This window comes from Halodesulfovibrio sp. (assembly GCF_025210605.1).
In the GTDB taxonomy this organism is placed as follows: domain Bacteria; phylum Desulfobacterota; class Desulfovibrionia; order Desulfovibrionales; family Desulfovibrionaceae; genus Halodesulfovibrio.
The window spans coordinates 26357-49381 of record NZ_JAOARI010000019.1 but is presented as its reverse complement, the minus strand read 5'-3'; the positions used below and the strand labels follow the sequence as shown (position 1 = coordinate 49381).

The window sequence follows — 23025 nt, the reverse complement described above, 5'->3', positions numbered from 1 at the left end:
AGGGGCAGTATGTTAGAGACAAACAAAAACGCGGTGACGGTGTTGTACTCCGGCGGTGATATTCAGGTTCCCTTTGTGTTCTATGATGCTGCCGATCTTGTTGTTTTGTATGACACAATACGTAAAACGCTGAACACAGATTACACCGTTACTGGTGCTGGCAATGCTTCCGGCGGCAAGGTGAAGCTTACGAACGCTCCGGCAAGTGGAACCCGCGTAACGGTGCTGCGTTTGATTGATTTTGTGCAGCTTTTAGAGATTCCATCGAATGGTATTCTCCCTGAAGGTGCGTTGAACCGCGCGCTGGATAGAATCGTTATGATGATTCAGCAGCTTGCAGAACGGGCAGATCGCGCTGTTACGTATCCGGCGGGTACAGACAAAGGGATTGTGCTTAACATCGTAGACATTTTGCGTAATGTGAACGCTGCGACCGGCGATGCACGAGGTTCTGCCACGGCTGCCGCTGCTTCTGCAACAAAAGCAAAAGAATCTGCACGGCAGGCAGAGGTGGCGCATCAGGCAGCGCTTGTTGAGAAGGAACGTGTTCACGCAGCGGGGAATGAAGAGTTTACGCGGGTTCATGATGAAGGAGACGCGCAGGTTTTACGCATTACCAGAGAAAGCACAGCAATTTTAGAAACCGCTGCCGGACTAGTGCCGAACACTGATGTTTGCCAAGTTGCACCACCGGAGTGGGCTTCGCCAGCATATGGCGCAACCATCAATGGTGGCAGCTTGAAAGTGCATCCTGCACGCATGGCGTACTCTGCTGATACGTTAGCCGCCACAACCTTCTGGATGTGTTCAGACCCAGAAGGAACCGATGTTGTGTATCCCCGTCATACAGAAGTTGTCACGGATGAAAACAACGGGCTTTCTCATGAGTTGCATCTTCATTACCTAAACACAAACACAACGTACTATCCGTTTTGTGAACAGAAAAGCAACAAGGGTGCTGTGTCCCGCGTTGCTGCACCGCTGAAGGTCGTTACAGGCGATGTGTTGCAGTTTGTTGCGCCACCGGAAACTTTGGAACCGTTGGAAGGTCAAGCCTACTCAGGTGCAACCATGCGGATGCGTTTAAAGCCCATTGTTGTAGACCCTAGCCAGCCTGCACAACATACGAAAACAGAGTATCGCGTCAAGTTTGGTGACACTGAAATTGTACACAAAACAATCACCACAAACCTGCTTGATGAAAAGTTGCCGTTTTTGGAGCGCTTGAAAGATTTTGTGCTCGAAGTCCGCGTGTACGATAAGGTTCGCGGCTGGTCAGGTTGGTCTACGGTTAATTTTAAGACGAATGAGAAGTCATCATTTGTTATGTCTGCTCCTGCGCTAGGTGGTACTCCCAATGTCTTTAATGGTGTTTACTCGATAAAATCAAGTCTACTGTGTTGGGGGTACGTACAATCTGATTCAATAGACAGAAAGTTGTATGGATTCGATGTTCATACAGGCGACCCTACGTTTTGTTTGGATTTTACAACAGGTTCAGGGGATAATGATTTTCGAATTTCTGCAAGCTGTGCAGATGGGGATAATTTGATTTGTGAGGGATATAAGTCATCATCAAAAGTTCACTATCTCTTTAGTTTTAACACAATAAAAAAGACGATGAACTGGTTGAAAAAGAGTAGGCTATCGGCGCAAAGAGCGTGGGTAACGGGAGGATATCTTTATATTAAAGGAGCTATAAGACGAAGTGATGACTATTGGTTTCCTGCAATTTATAGAGTTAATAAAGTTACCGGTGAGTATATATCGCATGCAGTTCTTCCGTATATTTTCAAGCAACAGGGCTATATTATACACACATCAACTAGCGGCGGCGCTGCGCCGAGTTCGCGAGTTACAATTGCTATGACAAATCAGCATGGTGCATATCGGAATGCAAAAGATGTGTTTATTGATTCAAACGCTGTCCGTTTTGGCGGTGTCTGTAGTACTCCTTCTACGGTATATTGTGCAGGAGGTGTAGAGTCAGATGACGAACATGAAGTTGTTTTTGCGATGTTTGACGCATCAAGTGGGCGAACTATTAAGCTGTTAACATTTGCGTTTGCAGGAATAGATAAATTTTATGCGGCTCAAGAATCTTACACTAGCGTCTATGTTGTGCGAAATAAAGTTTATGTGGTGTTTAATAGTTCTCCGTCATATCTACTAGAGTTTGACTTAGCAGGTACGCTGCTTCGAGCATTTACAACATCTAAGGGGCGTGCGATAGAGAATGTGGCAGGGCATGAAACAGGTATTTTACTCGAAATTGGGTATCAAGCAGGGTATACATGGTCAGCTCGTCATATTTTTAGCGTTGAAGCCACAGGTTCGTTGCGGAACGTCAGTGCTGAAAATTTCTATTTAACAGAAATACAACTATCTGAGCTGTCTATGCTTGATAGAACAAATTCTAAATCTGAGTCTAGTTCATCTGAATTTTCGTCAATCCCTTCAATCTCGCTTTCAAAAACTCCGCTTGAAAATGCAAACTTAGGTTTTACTGTTGTAGATAATCCGTTATCAATTTCTCGGACATATATATAAAGGGCTGATATGAACATTTTATATTATGTGAAAACTGACGGGGAGCCTGTGAGCCTACGCCGTGCGGCGTTTTATTCGGATTTGACCCCTGTATATGCTACTGCTGCTATTCCTACAGATTCATTGCATATGGCGCACACTGTAGGGCTGGTTCAGCATGAGGACGGTTTTATTGAACAACAGGAGTTGCGTCCCATCCCCGAACCTGCATACTCCGCCGAACTCACTCGCCGCGCTCAAGCCCGCTGTAAACAGCTCCTGTTGGAATGCGACTGGACAATCGGCAACGATTCGCCATTAACTGTTGAAAACCAACAAGAATGGCGGGCATACCGCACGTTCTTGCGGAACATAAATCACCAAAAGGGCTTTCCGAAAGTCATAGATTGGGGAACACCGCCGGAGCAGGTGAAGAAGGGAAGAGAATAAAAAGTTTTTTGCAAAATCGAACCACAAATCGAACCGCAAAACTTATTCGAACCAAATTTATACGAAAAAAGGACTTCTCTTTTTAAAGAGAAGTCCTTTTATTTAGCAATCTTCTGGCGGAGAGAGAGGGATTCGAACCCTCGTTAGGCTTTGAGACCTAAGCACGATTTCGAGTCGTGTGCGTTACAGCCGGACTTCGCTACCTCTCCGTGAATGTTGTTTATGTGATTTTATTCAGTATTGCAAGATGTTGGCGATAATAATTGTGTTTAATTATTGCTGCTTGCCGCTTGGGTTTGTTTGGCCGCTTTGATTTCTTTTCTGCGTTTTTTGAAAAAAGCAGAAAGCATGTTGCTACATTCTTTTTGTAACACGCCGGAACGGTGCCAGATTGCGTGGTTGTGTAGCGGTAGATCAAAGCTGTTTAACTGCGAATCGAGTGCTCCTGTTTTATGGTCTGGAGCACCGTACACTACTCCTCGAATGCGGGCGTGGACTAACGCTCCACTGCACATGAGACAAGGCTCAAGCGTTACAACTAAGACTAAATCTTCTGTGCGATAATTTTTAAGCTGCTTGCCTGCTGCGCGAAGTGCAAGAATTTCTGCATGCGCAGTCGGGTCATGGTCGGTGATTGTTCTATTATATGCTTTGGCGACGATAGTTCCATCGGGGGCAACCAGCAAAGCTCCCACTGGCACTTCACCTATGGCTTTGGCTTTTTGAGCTTCTTCCATCGCTATGTGCATTAAGTCATCCCAGCTTGACCAACCTTCAGGCAGGGCTGTCAGCGTAGCGTAGCAGTGTTCTAATTCGCGTTTGGTTGTCATGCGTTACCCTTGGAGACTTGGAGAATGATCCATGATGTATTGAACAACCTCTTCAGGAGAATCTAGCACAACCATTGCATCTAGCTCGTCTTCGCCGATATAGCCAGCAGCAACCATTTGGTCGCGTGTCCAGTCTAATAATCCGTTCCAGAATTCGCTTTTGTACAAAATAATCGGGAATGGTTTGATTTTGTTCGTCTGCCGCAGAACAAATGCTTCTGTCAGCTCATCCAATGTTCCAAAACCACCCGGCATGACCACGTACGCCAGAGCATATTTAATGAACATGAGTTTGCGCACAAAAAAGTACTTGAAATTACATTGAACATCTATAAATGGATTGGAGCCCTGTTCCATTGGCAACTGGATGCACAGTCCGACAGAGGTACCATTTGCCTCTTGTGCGCCTTTGTTGCCAGCTTCCATAATCCCCGGTCCGCCACCGGTGATAACGCCGTAACCTGCCTCGCAAAGGAGCCGTGCAATTTCTTCGGCTTCCTGATACATAGGGTGGTCTGACGGGGTACGTGCAGAGCCAAAAATGGATACGCAGTTTGTTATGTCGCTTAAGTTTTCAATTCCGTCTACAATTTCAGACATAATGCGGAAAAGTCGCCATGATTCTTGCGTGGACAAAGAATCAATTACATATTGTTTAGCTGTGCTCATAGTCGCTCCGTAACTAGCTCTGGAGAATTGTTATTCATCAGACTTGGAAATTGGTTTCGCAACGTGTAGTCTACGTGAATACGCGCAATTGTTTCTGTATCGGTTAGCAATTGTTTCTGTATCGGTTAGCAATTGTTGGTTATAGTATGGCAAGAAAGAAAAAGTAAATATACCCTTCTGCTAAGATTTTAGGGTAGTGTAAGGATATTATGTAGTTATGCGCATTATTGCAGGTGAGTACCGCGGTCGCGTACTCAAAACAACCAGTGCTCCGGGGTATCGTCCGGCAACATCCAAGGTGCGTCAGGCGGTATTTTCCATGCTTGAAGCGCGCGGAGTGTATTGGCCTGAGTGCCGTGTTTTGGATTTATTCGCTGGTAGTGGCTCTTTGGCTTTTGAAGCATTGAGCCGTGGTGCGGAGCAGGCATGGCTTGTTGAAATGAACAAAACTGCTGCAAAATTGATTACTGAAAATGCGGAAAAAATAAAAATTCCACATGATCGATACCGTGTAATGGCAGAAGATTTGTTTAAAATAATTTCACGCAGGGCAGCAGAGCCGTTTGATGTGATTTTTATTGATCCTCCGTATGGAAAGAATTTTTTAACTCCTGCTATGAAAGCTGTGCTTAGAAACGGCTGGTTGGCAGAGGGCGGTATTATCTGCGCTGAGGTTGAGTCTAAACTCGCTTTACCACCTGAAGCAGATCATGCTGAACTCGAACTTATTGCTAATAGAGCATATGGACAGACAAGGATTCTGCTATGGACAACAGAGGAGAGCGAGTAGCCGTTTATCCGGGCACATTTGATCCTATGACCATGGGGCATGTGAGTCTTATTAAACGTGGTTGCGAAATTTTTGATCATGTAATTGTTGCGGTGGCTAACGATACTCCTAAGTCACCGTTGTTTACAATTACTGAACGTGTGGCAATGGCAGAAGAAGTCTTTAAAGATATCCCGCAGGTTACAGTAGAGCCTTTCTCGGGCTTGCTTGTGGAATATGCAGAACGCCGCGGGGCGCATGTTGTCTTGCGCGGACTGCGTGCTGTTTCAGATTTTGAATATGAATTTCAGCTTGCATTGATGAACCGTAAGCTCAAAAAACATATTCAAACTGTGTTCTTAATGACAGATTATCAGTGGCTGTACATCAGTTCTACTATTGTCAAAGCAGCCGGTAAGCTGGGTGGCGATATAAAGGGGCTTGTGCCGAATAATGTATATCGCAAGCTGCGTGAAAAATATGGGTATCCATACCCGTTGAACTAAATATATGTCGAAAAAAATTCCTATCGTCTGTCTGGTTGGACCTACCGGTGCAGGAAAAACTGCTGCATCCTTCAATCTTTGCCGTACCTTTAATGGCGGTGTTATTAATTTAGATTCCCGTCAGGTGTATCAAGACTTTCCCATAATTACTGCACAGCCTACAGCAGAGGAACAGCAGTTCTGTCCACATAAGCTTTATGGTTTTTTGCGAACCGAAGATAAAATTGATGTGGGCAAATTTATGGATATGGCTACAGATGCAATCCATCAAACGCGTGCAGAAGGCTTGTTGCCGATGCTGGTAGGTGGCACTGGTTTCTATTTAAAAGCTTTGTTAGAAGGTCTGGCACAGATTCCAAGAATCGATCAGGCGTATACAGATGTTGCCGAAGCAGAAATGGCGGAACGTGGATCTGCGCCGATGCATGAAGATTTGAAGGCAATTGATCCTGACTATGCTGCGAAAATTCACTTTAATGATAGTCAGCGAATTTGCCGTGCGCTTGCTGTGTACAGAGCTACAGGTAAGACGTTTACTTGGTGGCATTCTCAGCCTATGACGCCGACCCCGTTCCGAGGAGTGAGGTTGGGTATTGATGTCAGCCTCGATGAATTGACTCCGCTACTTGGTAAACGCATTGACCTCATGATTGAAGCTGGAGCCATTGAAGAGGCTCGCGAAGCACTCAAGAAAAATGATGATCCGGATTCTTTCGGATGGTCAGGTATTGGCTGTGCAGAACTGTATCAGTATATAACGGGCGCGATGTCTTTGGAAGATTGTAAAAAATTGTGGCTCAAAAATACCCGTGCTTACGCAAAGCGACAATTGACATGGTTCAGAAAAGATAAAGAAATTATCTGGGTAAAGCCTAAGGATTTTGAAACAATGAATCATGAGGTTGCACGTTTTTTAGCGGATTAGCCGTTAATTGACGCTGGAGATGCAAATGACTATCGTCTTTTTCTGTTACGCTCGGTGTCGATAGAATTTTAGCTCCGAATACAATTGGTTGCATATAACAAAAGGGTGAAGTGGATGCTTCACCCTTTTGCTTTGTAAACAGGTGTGAATGTATTGTGCAATAAGTGCAAGATGTTGACGCCTGATTCTTTTTATGGTGGTCAGATTACTCGCCTAATACATGCTACATTTTTTAGAGGAACATATGCGGAATATCTTCAGAGTACTTTTACTCGTATGCTTATTTTTGTGGACAGGGTGCAGTGGAGTTCATCATCAAGTTCCATTGGAAACTCATACAGCAGCTGTTGTTTCGAAAGCTCCTTCGCAGATTTTTGTAGTACAATTTGCAGATGTTTTTATAGACGAGAAGCCCGTTACAGAAGCTCATATTAAGGATGCGATACGTAACTGTCTTGAAGCAGCGTTGAATAATCAAAATAGCGTAGAGACAAAAGAAGAGTTTTTTGTGTTTACGTTTTCGCAGCTGGAATGGGTGGGCAATGACGTCTTACAAATTCAGAAGAAGAAATCGATACGAAAAAATTCTGAGGAAGTACGATCATTGGTGCGTACTTACACCGTAAAAGTACAAATTAATCACGATGTGTCGGAAAAAGAATATGTTGTGCGGCTCATTCCCAACCAATTGGTTGTAGAAAAGATAATGCCGGAATGTTGCGAGCTAGCGAGCTCTGGGGGTGAAGGTGTTACAGAATGTGAGCACTCTCGTGCATGGGGCGCAGTGGCTAGTCAAGATATAGACATCGCTGATGCTGTATCTTCCACCGCACAAGATTTGGTTGATTACAATAAGACAGCCATTCATCACTCAACAACCGTTAAGAACAGGTTTTTTATAACTCTTGATGGTGACCCTCGATTGATTAGAAAATTATTTGCTGCATATATGCGTGAACAAAATACGAATGCTGTTATTACCAATAGTGGTGTGTTCTTAGGAGATAAGCAGCTTGTGTGTATGGTTGATTCAGCTAATGCTGTGACCTTTTTATGGGATGTTGATTTGCCACAATATGTAGGGCTTAAAAGTACTGCCTATGGTGATGCTGATGTAGAATCGCGTATTTTGTCCCTTATAAAACATTACTTAACTCTTTCGTAATATACGTGCTGCCTTGCAGCAATTATGGGGATATCCATGAAGAAAAATAGTATAGGCGTGCTTTTTTTTGTAGTTACATGGTGTTGCTTACAATCATTATCTTTTGCTGCCAGTGCTGCCCAAGAGAAGATTACATGCAGACCGATTACTGTAGCAGTGCCAAAAACAGTTTTTTATGCACCAGATACGTTTCACGATGGCTCTTTTGTTACAAAGGATGCGTTGAAAAAAGCATTTTCTACTACCATGGTAGCGCACTATGCAAAAGATAACAGTGTTTCGAAATATAAAACTTATTCGATATTTAGTGAGCTTAAGCCGACTTGGGCTGGTGATAACAGTGCTGCGGTTACGTTGAATCAATATTTGTATGAAAATGGCAAGGTGCTGGATTCTACTAGTACTACGTATATTTTTAATGTTCAGTATAAACATGATAAAGACAAAAAAAGATTTGAAGTACGTTGCATTGTGAATGATATGGCTGTAGAAGCTGTCTCCACAGCACAGCGGAAGATTTATGATAAATTATACGGCGTAGTATTCTGGCCACAAGATGAAAATAGACAAGATGAGCATGTGTTAAAATTTTTTGTAAGGGCGATGCAGACTTTTGCAAAAAATTCTGTGCAAACTCAAAAAGTAGTGAATCTTCATTATGAGGCTGTGACAGCGCTTGGTACGCAACATATACGGCAATTGCTGCAACAAGAAATTCCTGCAATGCATAGTTCCTTGCGTGTGACTGAAGAGGGCGTGTATTGGGGTGATGCTCTGATAGTTACCGTAACCCCTCAAGGCAGTTTGCATAAAATTACAGTTAATTTTGATGCTCATTATGTAATTACACCGGATGCCCAAATGGTTTTGAAGAAAGATACGATTCCTTTGGAGTACCTGCGTAAAACAGTACAGTACGTTTTGCCTCGAGGGACTTATATAGAAGAGAATGTTGAAGCTATTCATAAGCGGCCAGTGGCAGAGTTATTCAAGTGAACTTCTGGCATCAGGATAGCTGAATAAGTAACAGCCGTTTTTTTACTACTTCGTATTATTATATCTCTAACTGACCGCAAAAATGCAATTAATCCTTGGGAAAATACGCTAGGTACCTTACTTTTACTATGCCGTTGCAGGCGAAGTGCTTGGTGTGTTTTCAATACGAAAAAAGCATGTGGTATCAATAACCTTCGGAGATCTCGATGAAAAAGATTGTTTTAGTATGTGCAGCTGTTCTTTGTTTGGCGCTCGTTGGATGTAATCAGGAAATGCCTTCTGGTTCTTCTCCAAAGGTAGCAGTTGTTGATCCAGCAAAAGTATTTCAAGATTCTAAACCGGGTAAAGACGGCATGGCATATCTTGAAAAAGTGAGTGCAGAAGTACAGCAAGAGTTTAAAGACTTGCAGAAACAGGCTGCGCAGAGCAAGGGACAGAGCAAAGACACCGTTACTGACATTCAAGCACAGGTTGCTAATATTCAGGAACGCGTGACGGCTGAGCAGCAGATGGTTGTGACCAAGTTGAATGATCTTTTCCAGAAAGTTCTTGAGCAGTATCGCAAAGAAAATGGCGTTGCGGTGGTTATTCCTATTGAACAGGCACTTAGCTATGATGAAAGTGCAGATGCAACAGCCGAAGTAGTAGCGCTTATGGATAAAGAGTCTGTGACATTTGAAACTCCAGCGAAGCCTGTTGAAAAAGAAAAGCCTGCTGCTGAAAAAGCTAAGCCGGAAGAAGCAAAAAAAGATTCTGCTAAACCAGAGACTGCACCAGAAAAAAAGACTGATACTAAACAATAATATTCTGCGAAAACCTTACTGGTATTTACAGTAGGTTGATAGTATACGTCAGGGAGATCGCTTTATAGCGGTCTCCCTTTTTTTATTTCGTGGTAAATGCTTGATGGTGCGTGACTAGTGGGGTAAATAGACCGCAGATAATCACGTGCCAGTGAGCACAATGATGCATTTTTATTTTTGCAGTTTCAAGTGTCTTGTTGTTTCAAGCGCTTAGCTAATAATCCGCCACACATTATAGTAATGTGTATCAGCAACTTATATTTGGAGGAGACCCGATGGAAGCCGCCCATAGAAACCTTGCTTTAGACCTTGTTCGTGTCACAGAGGCAGCTGCTTTGGCATCCGGCCGCTGGCTCGGCAAGGGAAAGAAGAATGAGGGCGACGGTGCAGCCGTTGATGCAATGCGTTTCGCCTTTAATAATTTGTACCTTTCCGGCACAGTCATTATCGGTGAGGGTGAAAAAGATGATGCGCCTATGCTCTTCAATGGTGAAAAGCTTGGCATGGGTAAAGGACCACAAGTAGATGTTGCGGTTGACCCTGTTGAAGGTACAAACCTTCTTGCATATGGTCGTCCTAATGCAATTTCTGTTGTAGGTACTGCTCCGGCAGGGACTATGTACAACCCTGGTCCAAGCTACTACATGCAGAAGCTTGTTGTACCACCGGCAGCAAAAGACGTTGTTGACATCGATGCTCCTGTTAAAGAAAACTTGAACAACATTGCCAAGGCGCTTGGTAAAGATGTTGATGACCTTGTTGTTTTTGTTCTCGACAAACCGCGTCATGAACAGCTTATTGCTAAAATTCGTGAAGCTGGTGCACGTATTCAGCTGCATACTGATGGTGATGTTGCAGGCGCGTTGATGGCTGTTGATCCTAGAAGTGAAGTTGATGTTATGATGGGAACAGGTGGTACACCGGAAGGCGTAATCGCTGCATGTGCGATTAAAGGCGTAGGTGGACAGATTTTTGCCCGTCTTGACCCGCAGTCTTATGTAGAAAAAGAAGCTATCCTCGAAGCTGGTATTGATCTTCGTGAAATCCACACTGTTAATACTCTCGTACGTAGTGATGAAGTCTACTTTGCTGCAACCGGTATTTCCGGCGGTACGTTCCTTCGTGGCGTTCAGTATACAGGAAATGGCGCAGTAACCCACTCAATGGTTATTAAAGGTCACAGTGGCTCTATCCGTTACCTTGAAAGTATCCATAACTGGGATCGTGCTCGTCCAGAAGGTTTATAAAGTATAATATGCTGCGATTTGCAGTGTATTTGTTGCATGATGTTAGAAAAGGCTGCTCATATGAGCAGCCTTTTTTTATTGCAATTTTTCTCGTCTTAAAATCAGTCACAGGAGTTATGAGACCTGAACGAAGAAAAGGATAAGTGGGAATACAATTTGAAGGGAGGCACTTGCGGTGTGAAAAAAGATAAGCTTTTCGAAGCAAAAAAAAAGCTGTCAGTGAAAACTGACAGCTGTATAAGCATGGCGGGGATGGGAAGATTCGAACTCCCGACCAACTGGTTCGTAGCCAGGTACTCTATCCAACTGAGCTACATCCCCGCAGTGTTGTGCTGATTTCCTCAGCGCGGGAAAATGTATATGTGCCTACGCGCTGATCGTCAAGTGTTTTATGAAAAAAAGATACAGAATCATTTTTGCTTTTTTATTGATCAAAGACTGCGCGTACGATCTTTTTTGCACCAATGCCGGTTCCGCTTTTTGTGGTGTGGTACAGGGAATATTCGGTCACCCCTGCCCCACCGCTCACTGCAGAAAAATGTCCGCTAACATCATAGCCGCTGCCGTCAGAGCGTTCAGTGGCTTGCATGTCACTTCTGGTTGTGACCGCGGAGCTTCCGGCTACAGCTTTTGTTGTAGAAAGCCATTCTCCGTTCTTTTCAAGCATGATCTTTGTCGCTTCATTGGTCTTCGTGGTTTCAGCATAGAGCGAGGCACGTTGCGAAATTGGGTTGTAGATAATTGTACTGCCGGAGTTTGTAACCTGCAACTGTGCTGTGGTTGCCATGCTTACGATTTCACCCGGTGACATACTCAGGATGTTTAGCCCGCGGTTGAGCTTGCTGAGCGCAGCCTGCTTTTCATCTGCGGTGAACGTTGGCATGTTGTTGAGTATTTCATCAGAGTAGATACGCAGGATGTACGTGTCGTCATCGGCGTTAATACTCTGAAACGACAGGGCAGAGTTGCCCAGTGCGACTCCGGTAGATTTCATGAAGTTGAAAACAAGTCGTGCAACATTTCCTTCAGGCTCAGGGGTGAGCGATTCCATCGGGGCAATATCATCATTGGAAGCACCAATACCATCGGAAACTGTTCCGGCTTCTGTGTAGATATCATTCTTGCGTACAGAAGACACATGGAACCTGTTTACAGCAGGGGCATCAACAGCATTGTTGACCATTAATTTTGTCATCTTACCACCGTTGCGTATCACAGCAAGTTCAAGCGCACACGAAGTAAACGTGGCTTCCACTTGCGTTGTGTAATCGCCGTACGGTGAATCAATGCTCAGTTTGGAGCTGTAACTTTGAACCTTGGCTCGCCCTTCCTTTACTATAGTGAAATCGCGAATTGTTTTGACGCGATTTTCCGGAGCAAATGCGCACTGCTGCTCAATACCTTTAGTTGTGTTGTTGGCAGGAGCACTACCAAATGATGTGCGCTGTGTGTTGTCGGAAACATCAATTAGCTTGCCGTTTTTTGTCAGGCGTGCGGTGATTGGGGCGATTACATGGTGCACCCGCGTGGAGGTTGTGCGCTGCATATACACATCCGTTGCGATAGGGCTTACAGGCAGTTCGATTGTTGACGACCCAGGTGTTCCGCTGTCTCGAACAAACGCAAAGCCTTGCGGCGCAGTAAGCTGTAGTTTGATGCTAGTATCATCGCTCGGTGGTGTGCTGTTCATGTAGTTTACGCTTGCAGTGTATGTAAGCGGCAATTTAGATTTTTCATTGAGGGTCAGATTATCCTTAATCTGCGCGGTGTCGCGTGCTGTAGCACCGGAAGGAATAATATTGTTGAATTCAATCGCCGCGTTTGCATTTGCAATGGCGAAGGAATAATCTATCACAATGCACTCGTTATCGCTTGCCTTACGGATGGTTACGGTGAGCGGGTTAACGTTAGGAACCGTATTCCCTTTTTCATCCGTTGCTGCAAACGTGAAGGATGCAGTTGTAAATGCTGCAATATCGGCACTGTTTGGGCTGCCCAGCGTAGCAGAAGGAGAGCAGGAAAAAGCCGTGCTGCCCTTGAACGGCTTGTTTAGTTCCACCGGATTACCGCCGAAGAAAAGATAGCCGCCGCTGACAGCAGTCAGCATAAAATAGCCCTTGGATTTATCGCTCATGTCAGCCCATACGTTGAAGAGCATGTTGCTGGCAGAAATTTTTACAGGAAGCACACACAGCTTGGAGCCAACCTTAACAAGCTCGCCCCCAGCAGAGTAGCCTAGTCGGTACGGTACAGGTGTCTTGTCCACCATTACATCCGTGTTCAGCACCGCCTCGTCGACCTTGGTGCCGAGTACGCTTTTCACTCGTTGGGCAACCAGTGTAGGATCAAACCGATCAGGGGTGTAGCTGGCTATCACTACAGGCGCAGCCGCAAATGTTTCTTCCGTTAAACCGGCAGTCAGTAACAGAGCCTGAGAGATAACTTCCGTTTCTGTCAACGTTGCTAGTGGGTCGCCAAACAGATCATTCATCGCAGTCAGCCGAAGCTGATTGCGGATAATATTGGTGATAACCTTCTGTGCTTCAACCAAAGGTTCGCCTTGCTCAACCATATCTGCAACTAGTGTATTTGGAATGGTCAGGTACACCTCGTTGGACCCCTTCGGCAGCACAGCGCGTAGTCTTCCGTTGAAGGCATGCGTCTGCGCCGGGGCATTGGCGTCCTTCATTGCCTGAACAGTGGTAAATTCAGAACTGAACCGTACCCCGCCTTCAGAATACAGAATGGCATTCTGTGAACGATCAAGCTTGTCGAACAAAGCTGTGTTAAAAACAATTTTGCCCTCAGCATCTGAGCGTCCCACTTCAATAGGGGCTTGCGACGCAAACTCCTGTTGTGCCTGCGTGGTGAAGTATTTTGCCTCCGCCATAATAGCTGCATCTTTTACAGGTGCCGCGCTGACCGCCCCAGTGATTGTCGTTTGCTCTGGCTTATGTGAGCCACCGCTGCCACCCCCGCAAGCGGTAAGCAGCATGCAGAACATCAGTGCTATGGCTGCAAATTGTCTCGTGTGTACCATGTTTTTTCCTGAATATGGTTCGTTATGTTGTGTTTTTATTCTAACCATTTAAAATATTTGGTTGAATGTAATTAAAACGCGTATAATATGAGGCAGCCTGTGTCAATATGTGCATCAAAAAGAGGTGTCATCAATTCGTTAGATGCAAAAACGCATATGGCTAGGGTGGGTGCGTGTGACGAGTTGTTTAGAAAGGCCAGAATAAAAGGAATAAAAGTCTAGTGTAGGGTAGGCACGAAAAATGGCGCTCAATGTATGGTAGACGTCCGATTTGTTTTTTAAAGCGCTACATACAGAAGTGTTTGGTGTTTTTTTAGAGTGGTCATTAGAAAAATATAGTAAGTGTCTTTCTCTGATCTATGATGTGGTGCAAGGGAGTATGGAGTAGGGTACAAAAAAAGCTGCTAGTCAGAAAACTAGCAGCTTTTATAAGCGTGGCGGGGATGGGAAGATTCGAACTCCCGACCAACTGGTTCGTAGCCAGGTACTCTATCCAACTGAGCTACATCCCCGCAGAGGTGTGCAAATGCACAATATATATAAGTAACAATCTAGTTGTTACTTGGGGGAGGGTATCACCCTCGTGTAAATATCCTTAACGGACATTTGAAATCAAAATGGCGGGGATGGGAAGATTCGAACTCCCGACCAACTGGTTCGTAGCCAGGTACTCTATCCAACTGAGCTACATCCCCGCAGAGGTGTGCGAGCGCACAATATATATAAGTAACAATTTTGTTGTTACTTGGGGAGGGTATCACCCTCGTGTAAATATCCTTAACGGACATTTAAAATCAAAATGGCGGGGATGGGAAGATTCGAACTCCCGACCAACTGGTTCGTAGCCAGGTACTCTATCCAACTGAGCTACATCCCCGCAGGATGTTGAGATTGCGTTTGTTTAACGAACACAACCTAACTAAAATTTGTATTGCGACTTGTGTCACAGCGAGAGGGTGTATATTGCCAACTCTCGTCAACGTCAAGCAATTTTTTAAACTAATCAAAAAAATCTGACTCGTAGTATTAGCAACATCTATTTTTCTTTGGAAGAAAAACGCCTGTCAGCAAAACTGACAGGCTTTATGATCTATGGCGGGGATGGGAAGATTCGAACTCCCGACCAACTGGTTCGTAGCCAGGTACTCTATCCAACTGAGCTACATCCCCGCTTTAGGTACGTCGCTAACAACGTGAGGAGGGTTATATGCAGCATTGTGCAGTCAGTCAAGCCGAAATTGAAAAAAACTTGAATGTTCTCTGAATAATGAACCAGTTTGGTGTGCGTATATAATGAATACGTGCTGGCTGGTTCTATGTATGATTCTATTTTTGCCTTTTTTGTCTATTGCCTACGCTGGCATAAGTGAGTAGGGGAACACTGTGTTTGCTGTGTCTGTACGCAATTTGCTTGGTACAGAATGAATTATCAGCACATAAATACAACAGACCGCTTCATCATCATGCAGACATGTTATGTGTGCTCATGTATATAACTGTTTGATAATAAATCGATTAATTTTCAGGTCTGCTTGCGACTAATCTGACCATCTCATCTTGATTGTAAAGCCAGTTATGGTACAGTGTATCGCTGGTTTTAAATTACTATGGGCTATGAACTAGAGAATATTATGCTCGAGAGAAAGATAGAAGCTGCTCAAAATGAGTTGCGACAAGTAGCTGCGGAATATGGTGCAGACAATATTTCCGTTGCGTGGACAGGCGGTAAAGACTCTACCGTAACACTGCATATGTGGAAGAATATTTTAGCAGAAATGGGCGTTGAGTGTGTGACTGCGCTTAATATTGACACAGGATGCAAATTTCCTGAAGTATTGCACCATCGGGACACGTTGACGCAGGATTGGGGTATTGACCTTACCATTGTGCGTCCTGAAGTGGATATGTCACAGTATCCGATAGCGCAGGATAAAATTACTTGCTGTGCAGACCTTAAAATTGAACCCCTGAGCAGAGGGGTTAAGCAGCAGGATATAGAAGTTTTATTGACGGGAATCCGCAAAGATGAACATCCAGACAGGGACCGTCCGTTGCGTGAGCAAAGAGATCGGCCAGCCTGCCTTATGATGCATCCAGTGTTGAATTTTACTGAAATGGATATTTGGGCATATACAATGCAATTTAACTTGCCATACTGCCCGCTGTATGATTCCGGATACCGTTCTTTAGGCTGCGTGCCATGCACCAAGCCATGTGACGGCGGTGAAGAGCGTTCCGGTCGTGATGGTGATAAAGAAGCTAAAATGGATATGCTGCGAAGCCTCGGATATTTTTAAATCCTGTCGCAGTAAACGCCTTCCATGAACGCTTCTAACGCGTCATCCATTTCTTGCAGATATAATGAAATGTCGCTTTTTTTCTTACAGTGGCTACACTCCATGTACACATGCTGGCAGCTGCGTTTTACGGTAAGAGGCTTTTTGCATTCTTTACATGGAATGGTTGTTTCAGCACTTCGCTTCCAGCTTGAAGAACCCCACATATAAAGCTCCCTTCAGACTACGCATACAATGCAGTCTGATGTTAATGTTTGTTTGCGAAATACGCTGATACAGTATTATGTTTTTCACTGCAAATTACTTTTGTCACTGAGGCATATGTGGTGTTCCGTTGGTTGCTTTTTATACCTCAACATGCCAAAGAAATTGTCTGGCAGCCTTAAATGACAGCCTGATTTGCACACCGGACAGGCTTGTTAGTATACGATTCCGTGCATTATCTAGTATTATAAGGAGACTTTTGATGTTGTCTGAAAAAATGAACCAAGCATTAAATGATCAAGTGAAATGGGAAATGTTCTCCAGTTACCTGTACCTTTCCATGTCCGCTTACTTTGCTGACAAAGGTATGGGTGGCTTTGCACAATGGATGCGTGCACAGGCTCAGGAAGAACTTTTTCATGCTACTAAATTTTATGATTACATCAATGAGCGTGGCGGACGTGTAATTCTTCAGCCAATTGAAGCTCCAGAGCATGATTGGGCTGGTACAATTGCAGTTTTTGAAGAAACACTTGCACACGAGCAGCTTGTGACATCCCGCATCAATGACCTTGTTAATCTTGCTATTGATGAGCGTGACCATGCAACAAATATTTTCCTCCAGTGGTTTGTTTCTGAACAGGTTGAGGAAGAAGATTCTGTTAATGATGTTCTTGGCAAGCTTAAAATGATCGGTGGCGAAGGTCAGGGAATGCTGATGCTTGACTCTGAACTTGGACAACGTGTTTTTACTCCGCCAGTAAAATAATTTTTTCCAGTCAAAAAGTCCCCGCAACATCTTGTGTTGCGGGGACTTTTTTATTGTTAGAGAGAAGATGCAAGGGTGTTAGCCGTAGTAAACCTCCAAGAAGAGATCTTTCATTTGTGCCACTGAGATTGGTCGAGGGTTTGTGCTGGTGCACGGATCGCCGACGGCTCCTTCTGCGATTATGTCCAGATTTTCAAGGAAAGTAGATTCCGGTACGCCAAACTCTTGAAGAGAGGTTGGGATGTTAAGTGCGCGGTTCAGCTCTTCAACGAACCTGATAAGAGCCTCTACACGCTCTTCAGTGGTTGTGCCTTTAAGGTTGAGGCGGGCTGCGATGTCTGCATACTTTTCGCCTGCTTCTACTGCGTTAAAACGAATCGCAGCAGGGAGGTATATTGCATTGGCACAGCCGTGTGGAATGCTGAACATTCTGCCTGTTTTATGCGCCATGCTGTGCACAATGCCTAAAATAGCATTTGAAAAAGACATCCCCGCAAGACATTGGGAAAGATGCATTTTAGAGCGAGCGTTTGTGTCTCCGTTGTATGAAGCAACAAGATACTCCTGAATCATTTCAATAGATTTCATAGCAAGTGCATCAGTTAATTCATTAGCCATAATTGATACATATGCTTCTAAAGAGTGCGTAAGGGCATCCATACCTGTGTGGGCGACAAGGTGTGCTGGCATGGTCTGCGCCAGATTTGTATCAACAATAGCCAGATCCGGCGTAATATTGAAGTCGGCAATAGGGTATTTAAGTTCGGTATTCTCACTCGTGATAATTGAGAAGGAAGTCACCTCTGTACCTGTGCCGCTTGTTGTCGGAATAGCAACAAATCGTGCTTTTTTACGAAGTTGCGGAAGGTTGAAAGGAATTGCAGCCTGCTCGAAAGTGAAGTCAGGGTTTTCGTAGAAAATCCACATGGCTTTTGCTGCATCAATTGGTGAACCACCGCCGATTCCGATAATAAGGTCTGGCTGGAATTCATTCATCAGAGCTACCCCTTTCATGACAGTAGTGTCAGAAGGGTCTGCTTCCACGCCTTCAAACAAACGGGTCTCAATTCCTGCCTCAGCAAGGTAGCCTTCGATTTTAGCAAGTCCACCGTTTCTCTTAATAGAGCCACCGCTAATAACCAGAACAGCCTTTTGCCCTTGCAGGTTTTTTAATTCTTCGATTGTGTTTTCGCCAAAATAAACATCTCTTGGGATAGTAAAACGAGCCATATATAGTACTCCAGAAGGTTAAATATATACTGTGTCGACACAATTAATAGGTCAGGGGCTGCTTTGTAATAATAAAGAGTGGTAACTTGCAGTGTATAGTTAGAATCTTGCTGATTTAGTATTGCAAAACAAAAATTGTGCGACGACCACAACATTAATTTTCTGTGTTGGATTCACAGACGAGAATGTATAAACAATATTTCAATTAACCTGTAAAGTACGCACTTTTCGGTACAGTAGTGTAGAATTGGTTACTGGTTTACAAAAAGTAACTACCCGTAAAGGCTGTACCGGGGGTGTCCAATTTTTGTTTAAAATGGTATAGATGTGTGCTTATGCGAGTGCAGATTCGCATAAAGCGAGTAGAAAAACGTAATTGCATACCCAATAGTAATTGGTGTTTGTGTGATATAATAGCCAGATATAGGGTGACTTGAATGCCAGAAGATAGAACAAATAAAGTTAGTTGCAGCAGTTATACATATGAGCTTGAAGTTGCATTTGAAATTCTTTCAGGCAAATGGGTGCCGCAAATAATTTGGAATCTTGCAAAGGGAGAAAAACGCTTTGGGCAGCTGCGTAAACTAATGCCTAAAATTACACAAAAAATGCTCACGCAGCAGCTTAGAAGTCTGGAAAAAAATGGTATAATTAATCGGACAGCGTATCCAGAAGTTCCCCCTGTCGTTGAATATTCTCTGACGGAAATTGGAAAAAAACTTATTCCTTCGTTTGATAGCTTGAATGATTGGGCTGTTGAATATCTTCAGAATCGAGATGCATAAGCTGTAGCAATTAGTAGAATTGAAAGTGAAAAAATGTTGACCAGAGAGTAGTTGAAAGGGGTATCTACAGTTTGATGGAAAAGTTATGCTGTATTAATCGGTAAGTCATAACAAACAGATATTGTTAGAAGAACTTTTGTCAGAGTCAGTTATCTGATAGTGTTACATGTAACTTTCCTACAACCTCAGTTTTTCTTTTATTGGAGGTTTTGTGGCTACATTTGACAGAACTATAATTATCGCCGGTGCTGCTGGTCAGGGACTGGTAACCGTTGGTGAGTTGTTGAGTAAGGTGTTAACTGGTGCAGGGTATGAAATTTTTGCAACTCAATACTACATGTCCCGTATTCGTGGTGGACATAATTCTTTTCGACTACGCATAAGCGATCAACCACAATATTCTTCTTCTGATACCTGTGACATTTTGTTTGCATTCGATCAGGACGCTGTTTCTCAGCATTTCGAAATGCTGCATGAAGACGGAACTGTTATTTTAAGTGATAAGTTGAATGCAATGGGCAAGCAATGCGTCAGCATACCCTTTGCTGAACTTGCGCCTAAACCACTATATGAAAATGTTGTTGCCCTCGGAGTGCTATGCGCGCTGCTTGGGTTAGATAGTGCATTGCCGAAGCAGCTTTTATCCGAACGATTTGCACCGAAAGGTGAGAAAGTTATTGAGGATAATATTGCAACATTGCAAGGCGCATATGAATGGAGTCAGCAAGTTGCAGACAAGTGTTCACGGCTTCCGGAAATGTATGCTCATCAAGATCGAATGCTGGTTAACGGCAATACAAGTATAGCGTTGGGTGCGCTTGCTGCTGGTGTTAAGTTCTGTTCATTTTATCCTATGACACCGGGGTCTTCTGTTGCTCAGACTCTTATTAACCATTCGAAAGAAATGGGTGTAGTGGTAGAGCAGGTTGAGGATGAAATTGCTGCTTTAAATATGGCGCTGGGAGCTTCATATGCGGGTGCGCCTTCTATTGTTCCTACATCAGGCGGTGGTTTTGCTTTAATGACAGAAGCTGTCAGCCTCGCTGGTATTATGGAACAGCCAGTCGTTGTCGTTCTTGCGCAACGTCCGGGACCAGCAACTGGTATGCCGACACGCACGGAGCAAGGAGACTTGCTTTTTGCTATGTTTGGCGGACATGGCGAGTTTCCAAGAATTATCTATGCACCAAGCTCCGTAGAAGAGTGTTTTGAGATTGGGCATAAAGCTATCTGTTACTCCGAAAAATATCAGACACCGGTAATTATTTTGACGGACCAGTTTCTCGCTGATGCTCTGCAAAGTGTGGATACATACGACATGCACCAATTGTGTCAGGTGCATACTCCAGACTATTCAGATGAGCATCCTGAAGCCTACAAGCGGTATCTGCTGACAAAGGATGGTGTTTCGCCAAGGCGTTTACCGGGTATGGGTAAATCAATCGTCCTTGCCGATAGTCATGCACATAATGAGCGTGGCAATATCACCGAAGATAAGCAGCTGCGTAATGTTATGGTAGAAAAAATGCTCTTGAAAGAAAACAGCATACGCAACGAAGTTATCCCCCCTCGTTATTATGGGGGGGAACATCCCGATACGTTGCTTATTTGCTGGGGGTCAGTCGAAGGTGCTGTTCGCGAAGCAGCCGCGGTTATGACAGAGCGTGGTGAAGATGTTGCTGTAATAAGTTTTTCTCAGGTTTGGCCGCTCGACACAATGCAGTTCTCGCATTATCTGAATAATGCCAAGAAGCGCGTGTGTATCGAAGGAAATTCCAATGCACAGTTTGCTTGGCTATTAAAGGGACTTACTTGTATCCCGATTGAGAAAATTATCAGCAGGTATGACGGACGCCCGATAACCGCAGGTCACATTATTGATAAGATGTATGAGGAGTAGGCGCAATGCGAGATATTAACGATTATGGTCATTACAATGAAGCATGGTGCCCCGGTTGTGGTAACTTCGACATACTGAAAGCACTCAAGCAAACTTTGGCTGAACTTGATATTCCTCCGCATAAAGCGGCTATTATTTCCGGTATTGGTCAGGCTGCTAAAATTCCACATTATATTACAGCCAATGGTTTTAACGGACTGCATGGCAGGGCGCTTCCACCAGCGCAAGCTGTTAAAATAGTGAATCCAGAATTAACCGTTATTGCTCCAAGCGGCGATGGGTGTATGTACGGGGAAGGTGGGAATCATTTTCTAGCAGCCATTCGTCGTAATGTTGATATGGTGGCTTTGGTTCATGATAATCAGGTATACGGATTGACTAAGGGGCAAGCCAGTCCAACAACCCTTGAGGGGCAGATTACTAAAACCCAGCCGATGGGAGTCACTAATGCTCCATTCAATCCTGTAGAAGTGGCTATCTCTATGCGCGCAAACTTTGTTGCTCGTTCTTTTTCCGGCAATATACCGCATTTGGTGGAAACACTGAAAGCTGCCGTAAAACATCCTGGGTTTGCTCTTGTTGATGTGTTCCAGCCTTGTGTATCATTCAATAAGGTAAATACGTTTGGGTGGTATAAAAAACGGTGTTACGAGCTGGGCGAAGACCATGACCCTACCAGTTGGGATGCTGCAATTCAAAAAGCAAATGAATTTGGTGACAAAATTCCAATCGGTGTATTATTTACGAACGATCGTCCGGCATATGGCGGGCATCTCCCAAAAGAGTTGGTATATCCCCTTGGTACAGAAAAGGTGGATAGCATCGCGTTTAAAAAAGTAGTGAAAAAGTACTGCTAACAGTTTGCGTAGTTTTTTATTGAGACAAAGAAAGGCTGCTTTCCATGTGGAGAGCAGCCTTTCTGTTCTATTTATGAAGAAACGTTGGTACGTTTTCTTTAACTGGCTTAGGTCGTATGACCTAGTGGCATAGAGATGTTGAAACGTTTTGTGCTAGCGATTCCCTAGAATCTGTGTGCCAATGCCGCTGTCGGTGAACAGTTCCAGAAGCACAGAGTTTTCAACTCGACCATCAAGGATGGTTGCTCGTCCAACACCTTCGCCAATCGCTTCCAGACAGCATTTGACTTTTGGAATCATGCCGCCTTGCAGTGTGCCATCATCGAATAGTTCAAGTGTTTCTTTAATTGTTAGTTCTTCCAGCAGGTTTTTATCTGCATCAAGAATTCCTGCTACATCTGTGAGTAGCAAAAGGCGCTTCGCGCGCAATGCGCCTGCAACAGCGCCTGCAACGGAATCTGCATTAATATTGTAGGTATTCCCTTCAACATCGACGCCTACAGGAGCTATGACCGGTGTATAGCCCTGTGAAAGCAATCCTTGAAGCAGCCCTGATTCTACGCCAATAACCTCTCCAACTTTTCCCAGATCAATGATCTCTGGTGCCTTGTCGTTTGTATCAACGACCATCTGTAATTTGCGGGCACGTAATAGAGTTCCATCTTTGCCGGAAAGTCCTACGGCTTTGCAGTCAGCCAGATTAAGCTTGTTAACAATCTCTTTATTAACTTTACCCACAAGCACCATTTCTACAACATCCATAGTTGCTTCATCGGTGACTCGCTGTCCTTCGCGGAACTGGCAGGTAATGTTAAGAGCGTCAAGCATTTTACCAATCTGGGGACCACCGCCGTGTACGATTATCGGTTTTAACCCTACGTACTTTAAAAGAGCAATGTTCTGAGCAAATGCACGACCAAGCTCTTCGTCCTTCATTGCGTGACCACCATATTTGATGACAACAATTTCACCGTGAAAGTGCTTAATATATGGAAGAGATTCAATAAGAATGCGTGATGTAAGCTGTGCTTTAGCGTAGTCTTTCATGTACGTA

20 protein-coding genes and 6 tRNA genes are annotated in these 23025 nt (G+C 44.2%); 14 read left to right on the top strand and 12 right to left on the bottom strand.

Annotated features, from left to right (window positions below):
* The first annotated feature begins 9 nt into the window (after positions 1 to 9).
* The gene (locus tag N4A56_RS08255) at positions 10 to 2550 is read left to right on the top strand and encodes a hypothetical protein (RefSeq protein ID WP_295546436.1); all 2541 of its coding nucleotides are present in this window, start codon (positions 10 to 12) and stop codon (positions 2548 to 2550) included.
* A gap of 9 nt (positions 2551 to 2559) precedes the next feature.
* Positions 2560 to 2979, top strand: coding sequence for a phage tail assembly chaperone (locus tag N4A56_RS08250; protein WP_295546435.1), 420 nt, complete (start codon positions 2560 to 2562; stop codon positions 2977 to 2979).
* A gap of 114 nt (positions 2980 to 3093) precedes the next feature.
* Here N4A56_RS08250 and N4A56_RS08245 read toward each other — a convergent pair.
* The 3 genes from N4A56_RS08245 to N4A56_RS08235 form a co-directional block, all read right to left on the bottom strand.
* Positions 3094 to 3188: transfer RNA gene (locus N4A56_RS08245), tRNA-Ser, on the bottom strand.
* A 60-nt stretch (positions 3189 to 3248) separates the two neighbouring features.
* Complete coding sequence (gene tadA / locus N4A56_RS08240) at positions 3249 to 3809, bottom strand: tRNA adenosine(34) deaminase TadA (protein ID WP_295546433.1); 561 nt, start codon at positions 3807 to 3809, stop codon at positions 3249 to 3251.
* A gap of 3 nt (positions 3810 to 3812) precedes the next feature.
* The gene (locus tag N4A56_RS08235; RefSeq protein ID WP_293669650.1) at positions 3813 to 4478 is read right to left on the bottom strand and encodes a TIGR00730 family Rossman fold protein; all 666 of its coding nucleotides are present in this window, start codon (positions 4476 to 4478) and stop codon (positions 3813 to 3815) included.
* A gap of 217 nt (positions 4479 to 4695) precedes the next feature.
* On the opposite strand from N4A56_RS08235, the gene rsmD reads away from it, so the two are divergent.
* The 7 genes from rsmD (at position 4696) to glpX (ending at position 10889) form a co-directional block, all read left to right on the top strand.
* Complete coding sequence (gene rsmD, locus N4A56_RS08230) at positions 4696 to 5268, top strand: 16S rRNA (guanine(966)-N(2))-methyltransferase RsmD (RefSeq protein WP_293669649.1); 573 nt, start codon at positions 4696 to 4698, stop codon at positions 5266 to 5268.
* Complete coding sequence (gene coaD, locus N4A56_RS08225) at positions 5244 to 5753, top strand: pantetheine-phosphate adenylyltransferase (protein ID WP_293669648.1); 510 nt, start codon at positions 5244 to 5246, stop codon at positions 5751 to 5753. Before rsmD ends, coaD begins: the two co-directional genes overlap by 25 nt.
* 4 nt (positions 5754 to 5757) lie before the next feature.
* Entirely contained in the window at positions 5758 to 6678 is a 921-nt protein-coding gene (miaA, locus tag N4A56_RS08220) for a tRNA (adenosine(37)-N6)-dimethylallyltransferase MiaA (RefSeq protein WP_295546429.1), read from the top strand.
* Positions 6679 to 6922: 244 nt separating this feature from the next.
* On the top strand, positions 6923 to 7843 hold the full coding sequence (locus N4A56_RS08215) for a hypothetical protein (RefSeq protein ID WP_295546427.1): 921 nt from the start codon (positions 6923 to 6925) through the stop codon (positions 7841 to 7843).
* Between the two features lie 36 nt (positions 7844 to 7879).
* A complete protein-coding gene (locus N4A56_RS08210) occupies positions 7880 to 8839 on the top strand; it encodes a hypothetical protein (protein WP_295546425.1) in 960 nt (319 codons plus the stop codon).
* A 206-nt stretch (positions 8840 to 9045) separates the two neighbouring features.
* Complete coding sequence (locus N4A56_RS08205; protein ID WP_295546422.1) at positions 9046 to 9642, top strand: OmpH family outer membrane protein; 597 nt, start codon at positions 9046 to 9048, stop codon at positions 9640 to 9642.
* A gap of 275 nt (positions 9643 to 9917) precedes the next feature.
* On the top strand, positions 9918 to 10889 hold the full coding sequence (gene glpX, locus N4A56_RS08200; protein WP_295546418.1) for a class II fructose-bisphosphatase: 972 nt from the start codon (positions 9918 to 9920) through the stop codon (positions 10887 to 10889).
* 244 nt (positions 10890 to 11133) lie between these two features.
* Here the strand turns inward: glpX and N4A56_RS08195 are convergent.
* From N4A56_RS08195 to N4A56_RS08170, 6 genes are all read right to left on the bottom strand, one after another.
* Positions 11134 to 11210: transfer RNA gene (locus tag N4A56_RS08195), tRNA-Arg, on the bottom strand.
* Between the two features lie 103 nt (positions 11211 to 11313).
* Positions 11314 to 13929 (bottom strand): hypothetical protein, encoded by a 2616-nt coding sequence (locus N4A56_RS08190; protein ID WP_295546415.1) that lies wholly within the window; start codon positions 13927 to 13929, stop codon positions 11314 to 11316.
* A 435-nt stretch (positions 13930 to 14364) separates the two neighbouring features.
* A tRNA-Arg gene (locus N4A56_RS08185) sits at positions 14365 to 14441 on the bottom strand.
* Between the two features lie 106 nt (positions 14442 to 14547).
* Positions 14548 to 14624, bottom strand: a tRNA-Arg gene (locus tag N4A56_RS08180).
* A gap of 105 nt (positions 14625 to 14729) precedes the next feature.
* A tRNA-Arg gene (locus tag N4A56_RS08175) sits at positions 14730 to 14806 on the bottom strand.
* A 216-nt stretch (positions 14807 to 15022) separates the two neighbouring features.
* Positions 15023 to 15099: transfer RNA gene (locus N4A56_RS08170), tRNA-Arg, on the bottom strand.
* Between the two features lie 461 nt (positions 15100 to 15560).
* Between N4A56_RS08170 and N4A56_RS08165 the strand changes: the two genes are divergently transcribed.
* Complete coding sequence (locus N4A56_RS08165; RefSeq protein WP_295546414.1) at positions 15561 to 16226, top strand: phosphoadenosine phosphosulfate reductase family protein; 666 nt, start codon at positions 15561 to 15563, stop codon at positions 16224 to 16226.
* Here the strand turns inward: N4A56_RS08165 and N4A56_RS08160 are convergent.
* Entirely contained in the window at positions 16223 to 16432 is a 210-nt protein-coding gene (locus N4A56_RS08160) for a dual CXXC motif small (seleno)protein (protein WP_293668348.1), read from the bottom strand. The two genes, N4A56_RS08165 and N4A56_RS08160, sit on opposite strands and share 4 nt — an antisense overlap.
* Before the next feature lie 260 nt (positions 16433 to 16692).
* Here N4A56_RS08160 and N4A56_RS08155 point away from each other — a divergent pair, with 260 nt between their 5' ends.
* Positions 16693 to 17199, top strand: coding sequence for a ferritin (locus N4A56_RS08155; protein WP_293668350.1), 507 nt, complete (start codon positions 16693 to 16695; stop codon positions 17197 to 17199).
* 78 nt (positions 17200 to 17277) lie between these two features.
* On the opposite strand, the gene N4A56_RS08150 is transcribed toward N4A56_RS08155, so the two are convergent.
* Complete coding sequence (locus tag N4A56_RS08150; protein WP_295546410.1) at positions 17278 to 18429, bottom strand: iron-containing alcohol dehydrogenase; 1152 nt, start codon at positions 18427 to 18429, stop codon at positions 17278 to 17280.
* Between the two features lie 437 nt (positions 18430 to 18866).
* On the opposite strand from N4A56_RS08150, the gene N4A56_RS08145 reads away from it, so the two are divergent.
* The 3 genes from N4A56_RS08145 (at position 18867) to N4A56_RS08135 (ending at position 21971) form a co-directional block, all read left to right on the top strand.
* Positions 18867 to 19214, top strand: coding sequence for a helix-turn-helix domain-containing protein (locus tag N4A56_RS08145; RefSeq protein WP_293668353.1), 348 nt, complete (start codon positions 18867 to 18869; stop codon positions 19212 to 19214).
* Positions 19215 to 19425: 211 nt separating this feature from the next.
* Complete coding sequence (locus tag N4A56_RS08140) at positions 19426 to 21114, top strand: 2-oxoacid:acceptor oxidoreductase subunit alpha (protein WP_295546406.1); 1689 nt, start codon at positions 19426 to 19428, stop codon at positions 21112 to 21114.
* A 5-nt stretch (positions 21115 to 21119) separates the two neighbouring features.
* Positions 21120 to 21971, top strand: a complete 852-nt coding sequence (locus tag N4A56_RS08135) for a 2-oxoacid:ferredoxin oxidoreductase subunit beta (RefSeq protein WP_295546403.1) — start codon at positions 21120 to 21122, stop codon at positions 21969 to 21971.
* Between the two features lie 153 nt (positions 21972 to 22124).
* Here N4A56_RS08135 and argB read toward each other — a convergent pair whose 3' ends face one another.
* Entirely contained in the window at positions 22125 to 23018 is an 894-nt protein-coding gene (argB, locus tag N4A56_RS08130) for an acetylglutamate kinase (protein WP_293668358.1), read from the bottom strand.
* Positions 23019 to 23025: the final 7 nt, after the last annotated feature.